Genomic DNA, 7,274 nt, shown 5'->3' on the forward strand with positions numbered 1-7,274 from the left:
CGTATCGTTATTTCGTCAATGGGGATCTTTGCGTGCGATTTAAGAATACGGCATATCGCTATCGTGCCTGCAGAGACGATTTGTCTCCAGATAACGATGTCGCGCATCGTTAAGTTGCTCCGGAAGCGGGCTGCGCAGCTGATAAGGATTTGGCACATCGCTAATGTACCTATACGCGCTGCGATCCGCCGGCGGATTCGTCCCTCGAAAAAAAATTTCGAAAAAAGCTTGGCATTCCTGTCCCGGCTGTGTTATATTATAAAAGTTCTTTACAGGTCCTTAGCTCAGCTGGCAGAGCAGTTGACTCTTGATCAACGGGTCGTGGGTTCGATCCCCACAGGGCCTACCACCTCTAAAGTTCAAGAGCAGCGACGATTATCGTCACTGCTCTTTTTGCGTTGTTTACTTGTTCCGCGGCTTGACTTTCGATTATCCTAAGAATAGGATTTCCCTATGACAAACGAACGTTTAACGAACGGGAGGCAGCTGCACATGGAGACGATGAATGACGGCTTGGAGGACGACCTGCGATTGTTCCGCATCTGGTCGCGCGCGTCGCGCGCGATCTTCAGCAATGTCGGACGGGATATCGAGAGTCACGGGCTCAGCCCCGACAACTTCATGATCCTCGAGCTGTTATACAATAAAGGGCCGCAGCCGATCCAGAAGATCAGCGAGCGGCTGGAGATCCCGAGCGGCAGCATCACGTATGTCATCGACAAGTTGGAGAAAAAGGGCTACGTCGAGCGGAGGCAAAGCCAGGAGGACCGCAGGACGTCGAACGCGGTGCTGACCGACGATGGCCGCACCTTGTTCGACGATATTTTCCCGAAGCACACGGCCATGATCTCGCGAAATCTGTCCGTCGCCTCGGCGGAGGAGAAGCGCACGCTCGCCGAGCTGCTCAAGCGGATCGGGCTGCATGCCGCGGCGATGGGTGAGGAAGGATAAGGCTGAAGACGGGATGTGAAGCGCGTCCCCAGTCGTTAACCGCTAGCGGCATCCGGCATCGGCACGAACAGCAGAACGAACGGCAGGTTGCTGCCCGCTGCCGGGCTGATCGCGATGTCGACTTCCTCTTCGGCGTCGCCCGTCCGGTACAGCACGCTTGCTTCGTTCTGGATGCCGGCGGCGCCCAGGTGGGAGAAGGTCACAGTTCGACCGTTGACGAGCGCCGCGCCTGCATACATGCCGCCGCGCGGATTGAATACGATCAGCGTTCGCGGCGCGACCTTGCGCAGCTTGATGTTGTACAGCAGACCGTAGTTCCCCGAATTTAGGGCGACTGTATTCAGAATGCCGTCCGTTCCTTCCTGGAACGGGTCCGCCGCATTGTCGGTCAGGGAGAGCTTGACCATGCGGTCTCCTACAGGCTCGGCATAATCGAACGTCCTCGTCGCGCCGGCGAATGTGCCCCTTACGATCCACTCCCGGGGGTCCAGCGCAGGCAGACTCGGCAGCGCGAGGAGCGGATCGCTGCCCTCCGTCGTCATCAGGACGGTATAGCGGATCTCCGCGTCGCTGCTTACCTCGCCGGTGAACGTAATGACGTCGCTGTCCGACATGGCCGGAAGGGATTGGAGATCGGCGAACAGCAGGGCGCTTTGGCCAGGTTCCAGCATGATGGCCGGATCCGCCGTGCCCGAAGAGAGCGCGCTCAGATACCTCGCCAGCGACATCTTGCCGGCCTGCCCGGGAGAGTAGGTCGGGCCCGCCGCACCTGAAGCTCCGGGCGTGAGTGTGGCGGACGTTGTACCGGCGTTCGTCGCCACGATATGAAGCTTCATTTTTCGACCGGAGCTGTTCTTATGGTGCAGCAAAAAGCGAACCGGTCCCGTTGCGACGTCCCCATATAGAATGCCCTCCTCGTAAACGGTCTCCGGGCCGGTGCTCCGGAGCAGCACGGGTCCTTCCGTGCGATAGGTGTAAGGCAAAGCTTCCATCGTTTTTACGCCGACGCCGTCCACCGCGATGTTTTGCCCCACAGGAGCGAACAGCAAATCGTAAGTCTCTTTAGTGTACATCACCTCGTCTTCGATGCGAATCGTGCGGCTGAAGGCGGACACCGAGCCATAGCGGTCTTTGACCGTAAGCGTGACCGTCCGGTCGCCAGGCTCAAAGTAAGCGTCCTGCTTCCCTGTCCAGCTGCGCGCCACGATTGCGCCTTCCGCGTCCGTGCTGAGGTCGGAAAATTGGACAGGCTCGCCGATCTTGTACGACGGCTTGTCCGTCTCGAAGTAAGCTTGGGGCAGCGCATGGGGGGCGCCGAGCTGCAGGACGAGCGATGATCCGGATGCGGACAGCGGCAGATTCAAGCCTTGCGCGATCGAGGTCAAAGGCACCATCAAGACGTAACGGTCCGCATACGGCGCACCGTTCATCGCGCGCGCAACGCCGTCGACTTTAAATTGTTTGCTCCCCGCCTTGTACCTGAGCGATATGCCTCCGGCGGACAGCACGGTCTCGCCCGTCGCGGGATCCGCCGACAGCGAGCCCTGCAGACGTTCCGCCATGAAGCGGAGCGCAACGTAGGTCACGCCTTTTTTGACGACAACGGGGCGCGCCGCCATGTAGGTCTGTCCTTCGAATGCCGCATTTGCGCTGCCGACGGTGAGGAAAAGCTTGCCCGACACGTTCGTGCCGGATACTGCGCCAGACGCCAGGGCCGCGCTCTCCGCCCGGGCGGAGAGCGGCTTCAGCACCTCCGACGAACCGGCGGCGAGCAGTGCGGCTAAACTCCATTTTGCCAATCTCATGATGATGTAATTCTCCTCTCTTTACTTCAGGCCGACGACGAAGGCGCCGACCAGAATGATGCCGGCGCCGATCCAGCGGCTCAGGGGCACGGCCTCTCCGAACAGCTGCCAGGCGGCCAGCATGACGATGGCGTAGGTCAAACTTTGAAGCGGATAGGCGAGACTGAGCGGCATCCGGGACAGCACGGCGATCCAGGACAGCGTCGCGGCACCGTAGCAGATCGCCCCGAGCAGAAACAAGGGAGACATGAGCAAGCCCGGCAAGCTTTGCAGGCTGATGCCTCCGGCGACCAGCATCGCTTTTTTCCAAAAAAGCTGACCGGCTGCCAGCAGGACGATGTTGATCGCGAGCAAGAGACCGCTCATCGGCGCTGTCCGCCTTCGTCCGGCAATTGCCGGACGTACCGGGCATCGACGCGCTTGTCGTGCTGCTCGAGCAGCGCCAGCGTCTGCGTAAGCGTAATGACACGGCGCGTCAGCGTGGATACCGCGATCGTCAGATGCAGCAGCAGGAACAGCACGAACACAAGTCCAAGCAGGTACAACAGCGACGGCGCATAAACCACGCCGATCAGGCGAGCCATCCGGTCGATGACCGAAGGGAACAGCGATAGCGTCATCATGATGGCGCTGAGCGCCAGCCAGAGCAGCGCGTACTGCTCCCTGAGCTTGCGGCCGCGGATCATATAGACGAGTACGACGAAGAAGGAAGCGCTGAGCAGGAAGCTAAGCAGGTACAGATTAACCTTCATAGCGGACGCTCCATTTCTTTTTGCGCGTCTTCGCGATCAGCACGGCGACTGTGACTTTGCACATGTAATACACGGATTTGAACGGGGAAATGCTGGACTTGCCGGTCAGCCGCTCCCGCATGACGACGGGCACCTCGATGCATCGCAAGCCCTCGTTGTCCATCTCGACGAGCGCTTCGACCTCGGGGTAGTCCGTCGGATAATCGGAGGCGAACAGCGCGATCGCCCTCGGTCCGCACAGCCTGAAGCCGGACGTCGGATCGGTGACTTCGCGTCCCAGCAGCCGCGTGAGCAGCCCCGCCAGCAGCGCGATGCCCATCCGTCTGGCGCGGCTCGACTGGAAGCCCCGCCGCTCGACGAAGCGCGAGCCGACGACCATATCTGCGCCGCTTCGGGCGAGGGCAAGACGCATGCGGTCCATCTCCTCGGGAAGATGCTGCCCGTCGCCGTCCATCTGGGCGGCCAGGCGGTAGCCGCGCTCCGCCGCGTAGCGATAGCCGGTCTGAACGGCGCCGCCGATGCCGAGGTTGCAGCTTAAGGTGAGGACGGCGGCTCCGGCTGCGGCGGCCTCCGAAGCGGTCGCATCGGTCGATCCATCGTTGACGACGAGGATGTCGGCATCGGGAATATGGCTTCGAATATCGGCGAGGACGCCGCGAATGCCTTCGGCTTCGTTAAAGGCAGGGACAATGATGAGCAGTTCAGCCTGCTTCATACGTGACGCCCTCCTTCCCGGTGGCCGCGCCTTTGGAGCCGCGAATACGCTTCAGCGCCCAGCCGGCCAGCGCGGCGGCCAGCAGTCCGTCCAGCACGATGAGGATCGGCATTGCCGTGAAGTTGTATCTGTATTCGGGCACAAAGGCCAGGCGCGTCGCCGAGATCGTGGCCAAAAAGACGACCGGCAGCACCGCGGCGCTGCGCCATTTGCGCAGCATCAGCGCGCCGGAGAGCAACCCCCCGAGTACGATGACGACGTGGAATTGCTGCCGGAACGGAAAATCCAGGTACATCGGCGAGTGCCCGGAGCCAAAAAACATGCGGCCGTATATTTCGCGCAGCTTGCCGACGGTATACCATTTCACGTAGGTCCAGGTATGCTCGGTAAACCCGATGCGAAGGCGTTCTTTGGCGACCTCCATCTGCGTCTTGCCGTGACGGTCGACGAGTCCGTCTTCGTAGTTTTTGTTCGGATAAGTGCCGGCCGCGAACGGGTTGACCTGCGTCGACGCGATGATCGGCTTGTGGAGGGTGACGACGTTGCGGAGAATCCAGGGAGACAGCACGAGCGCCGTGCCGAGCCCGGCGCAGAGCAGAAGCTTGGCGGCATGGCGTGCGTCTTTGCGGATCAGCCAGAACAGCAGATAGGAGGCGGGCAGCAGGACGGCGAACTCGGAACGCGCAAGCATAGCCAGTCCGAGCGCGGCGCCCGCCAGTATGGATGCGCGGGGCGTCGGCTTGTCCAGCGCGGCAAGCTGCAGCGCGAGGTAAGCCAGCAGCAGGAGGGCGGCCAGCGTCTCCGTCAGGATGGCCCCGTTGGCCCAAATGAACGGCGGATAGACGGCCATGACGGCCGATGTCGCGAGCGCGGCGATCGGACCGCCGAGCCGGTTCGCGATGTACGCGGCGATCGCCAACGTCGCGAGACTTATTACCGCCTGCGCATAACGAATATAAGGGTACGGATCGTGTTCCGTATAGCCGGCCAGCTTGTATACGGCGGCCATGAATAGCGGATAGCCGGGCGGCACCTTCGCGTTCGGCGTCTCGCTTTTGTAGCCGTAAACCCCGTTCTCGATCAATTGGCGGACCATCTTGTCGTAATAGACGGTGTCGTGGGTAACTTGATGCGTGACGGAGGTTAAAAAATCGAATCTTAAAAAAGCGGCCAACGCGAACACGAGCGCGAACGCGAGGGCAAGCGCCGGCTTGAACACCGGCGTTCGGGATGGCGCTAACCTTTCCATGCCTATGTATCCCCTTCCTCTTCGTATCCTTGCTATCGAAAGCAAGTATAGTAGAGGAATCTTAACGGACGCCTGCACGAAAGCTTATCAAATCCTTAACAAACGCTGACGATGTTATGAGCGTTATAAGCTGCGCGCGACGGGCAATGCGATCTCGAACGCGGTCCGGCTCCTGTCGCTGCGGGCCTGGACGCGTCCGCCGTGCACTTCGGCGATGCTCTTGACGATGGCGAGCCCAAGACCCGTCCCGCCGGAAGCGCGCGAACGGTCCCCGCGGTAAAAGCGGTCGAAAATAAACGGAAGATCCATCGCGGGAATCGGCTCGCCATAGTTGATGACGCGGATGAGCGCGATATCGTCCCGGCGTTCGATCTCGATGTCCACGTACGGACTTCCGCTGCCGTGCGCGATCGCGTTGGAGACCAGATTTTCGAAGGCTCTCACCAGCAGATTGCCGTCGCCTTCGATGACGAGCGGCGCTTCCGGCGCGGCCAGACGGCAGGTCATCGAAGCCTTCTCGAGGATCGGCACGAACTCTTCCGCGAGCTGGCGCAGCAGGTCCGTCAGGTCCAGCTTCGTCCAGACGAGCGGCATGCCGCCTCCGATACGCGTATACTCGAACAGATCGTCGATCAGCTTTTTCAGCGAGCGCGCCTTTTCATAGGCGATATTGACGTAGTGGCGAAGTTCGACTTCGTCCTTGTACCGATCCTGCTCGATGACCTCCAGGAAACCCAGAATGGACGTGAGCGGCGTTCGGAGGTCGTGCGACACGCCGGTGATGAGGTCGTTTTTCGTTTTCTCGGCGTGCCGCTCGTCGCGAATCGAACGGTCGAGCTGCTCGGCCATCGCGTTGATGCTCTCGGCTATGCGGGCGAAGTCGCCGTACGAGCGGTCCATCTCGATCCGATACTCGAGCCGGCCGCCGGCCACGGCCTGCAAGCCCTCGGTGATGCGCTCCAGGTAGTCGGCCAGCTTGTCGGCGAGTCTGTCGATGCTGGCGGCTGCCTGCCCAAGCTCGTCGTTCGCGGTCGTGAACGAAGCCTGTCCGAGCTCGCCGTTCTCCATGCCGCGCAGCGCGTCGTCCAGCTCCTCCAGCCGGCGGATCGTGCTGCGGCTAAGCAGAAAATAATAGACGAAAAAGAGAACCGTTCCGAACACGACCAGCACGGGCGTAGAGCCGATGCGATTGATGACGAGCGCCATCGGCGGACGGAAGAAGGGAAGCCTGATCAAAAATTCGGCGACCAAATACAGGCCGTACAGCGTCGCTGCGTTCAGCGCGGCTGCGGCGAGTGCGGCTGCGAGGAACTTCCAGCGGATCGTGCGCAGCCATTTGAAGTCGAGCTTGAAGGGCATAAGTCGAGACACGCTTCTTTCTATGCGAAAATAAGGCGGGGAGGCTGCGTCCTTGGCAAGCCGGCCCTTATTCGGGATCGATCTTGTATCCGATGCCCCATACCGTCTTGATATAGCGGGGGTTCTGCGGATCCTTTTCGATTTTCTCCCGAAGCTTGCGGATATGGACCATGACCGTATTTTTGGACTCCATGAACGGTTCGTTCCATACTTCCTGATAAATCTTGTCCATGCTGAGCACGATGCCGCGATTGACGGCGAGCAGACGCAAAATGGCGAACTCGCGCGGCGTTAGCTTGACTTCCTCGCCGTCGGCCGTGACCTTGTGCGTGGCGGTATTGATGACGAGATCGTCGATCTCGAGCTGCGACTCGTCGCGGACGTCGGGCCGTCCGAACTGCTTGTACCGCCGCAGCTGAGACTTCACGCGCGCCACCAGCTCC

Annotated in this window: 8 protein-coding genes and 1 tRNA gene; 2 read left to right on the forward strand and 7 right to left on the reverse strand. The window is 60.7% G+C overall.

What is annotated here, in order from left to right:
- Window positions 1-273 precede the first annotated feature (273 nt).
- Together KVT38_RS07180 and KVT38_RS07185 are read left to right on the forward strand one after the other, a co-directional pair.
- Window positions 274-349 (forward strand) — tRNA-Lys (locus tag KVT38_RS07180).
- 143 nt (window positions 350-492) lie between these two features.
- Window positions 493-951 (forward strand): MarR family winged helix-turn-helix transcriptional regulator, encoded by a 459-nt coding sequence (locus KVT38_RS07185; protein WP_254639055.1) that lies wholly within the window; start codon window positions 493-495, stop codon window positions 949-951.
- Window positions 952-986: 35 nt separating this feature from the next.
- On the opposite strand, the gene KVT38_RS07190 is transcribed toward KVT38_RS07185, so the two are convergent.
- From KVT38_RS07190 to KVT38_RS07220, 7 genes are all read right to left on the reverse strand, one after another.
- On the reverse strand, window positions 987-2,756 hold the full coding sequence (locus KVT38_RS07190; RefSeq protein ID WP_217593005.1) for a stalk domain-containing protein: 1,770 nt from the start codon (window positions 2,754-2,756) through the stop codon (window positions 987-989).
- Between the two features lie 21 nt (window positions 2,757-2,777).
- Window positions 2,778-3,122 carry an EamA family transporter gene (locus tag KVT38_RS07195; RefSeq protein WP_217593006.1) on the reverse strand — a complete coding sequence of 115 codons (345 nt, stop codon included), beginning with the start codon at window positions 3,120-3,122 and terminating at the stop codon, window positions 2,778-2,780.
- Window positions 3,119-3,508: a DUF2304 domain-containing protein gene (locus KVT38_RS07200; RefSeq protein ID WP_217593007.1), complete on the reverse strand. Its 390-nt coding sequence runs from the start codon at window positions 3,506-3,508 to the stop codon at window positions 3,119-3,121. Before KVT38_RS07200 ends, KVT38_RS07195 begins: the two co-directional genes overlap by 4 nt.
- Window positions 3,498-4,223: a glycosyltransferase family 2 protein gene (locus KVT38_RS07205; protein WP_217593008.1), complete on the reverse strand. Its 726-nt coding sequence runs from the start codon at window positions 4,221-4,223 to the stop codon at window positions 3,498-3,500. The genes KVT38_RS07200 and KVT38_RS07205 overlap by 11 nt, the downstream gene beginning before the upstream one ends.
- Window positions 4,210-5,472 carry an ArnT family glycosyltransferase gene (locus KVT38_RS07210; RefSeq protein WP_217593009.1) on the reverse strand — a complete coding sequence of 421 codons (1,263 nt, stop codon included), beginning with the start codon at window positions 5,470-5,472 and terminating at the stop codon, window positions 4,210-4,212. Before KVT38_RS07210 ends, KVT38_RS07205 begins: the two co-directional genes overlap by 14 nt.
- Before the next feature lie 123 nt (window positions 5,473-5,595).
- Window positions 5,596-6,831 carry a sensor histidine kinase gene (locus KVT38_RS07215; RefSeq protein WP_217593010.1) on the reverse strand — a complete coding sequence of 412 codons (1,236 nt, stop codon included), beginning with the start codon at window positions 6,829-6,831 and terminating at the stop codon, window positions 5,596-5,598.
- A gap of 67 nt (window positions 6,832-6,898) precedes the next feature.
- A partial coding sequence (locus KVT38_RS07220; protein WP_217593011.1) for a winged helix-turn-helix domain-containing protein occupies window positions 6,899-7,274 on the reverse strand: 376 nt, incomplete at its 5' end.

Origin of the sequence: Cohnella sp. GbtcB17, from assembly GCF_019091135.1 — a bacterium.
Lineage (GTDB): Bacteria > Bacillota > Bacilli > Paenibacillales > Paenibacillaceae > Cohnella.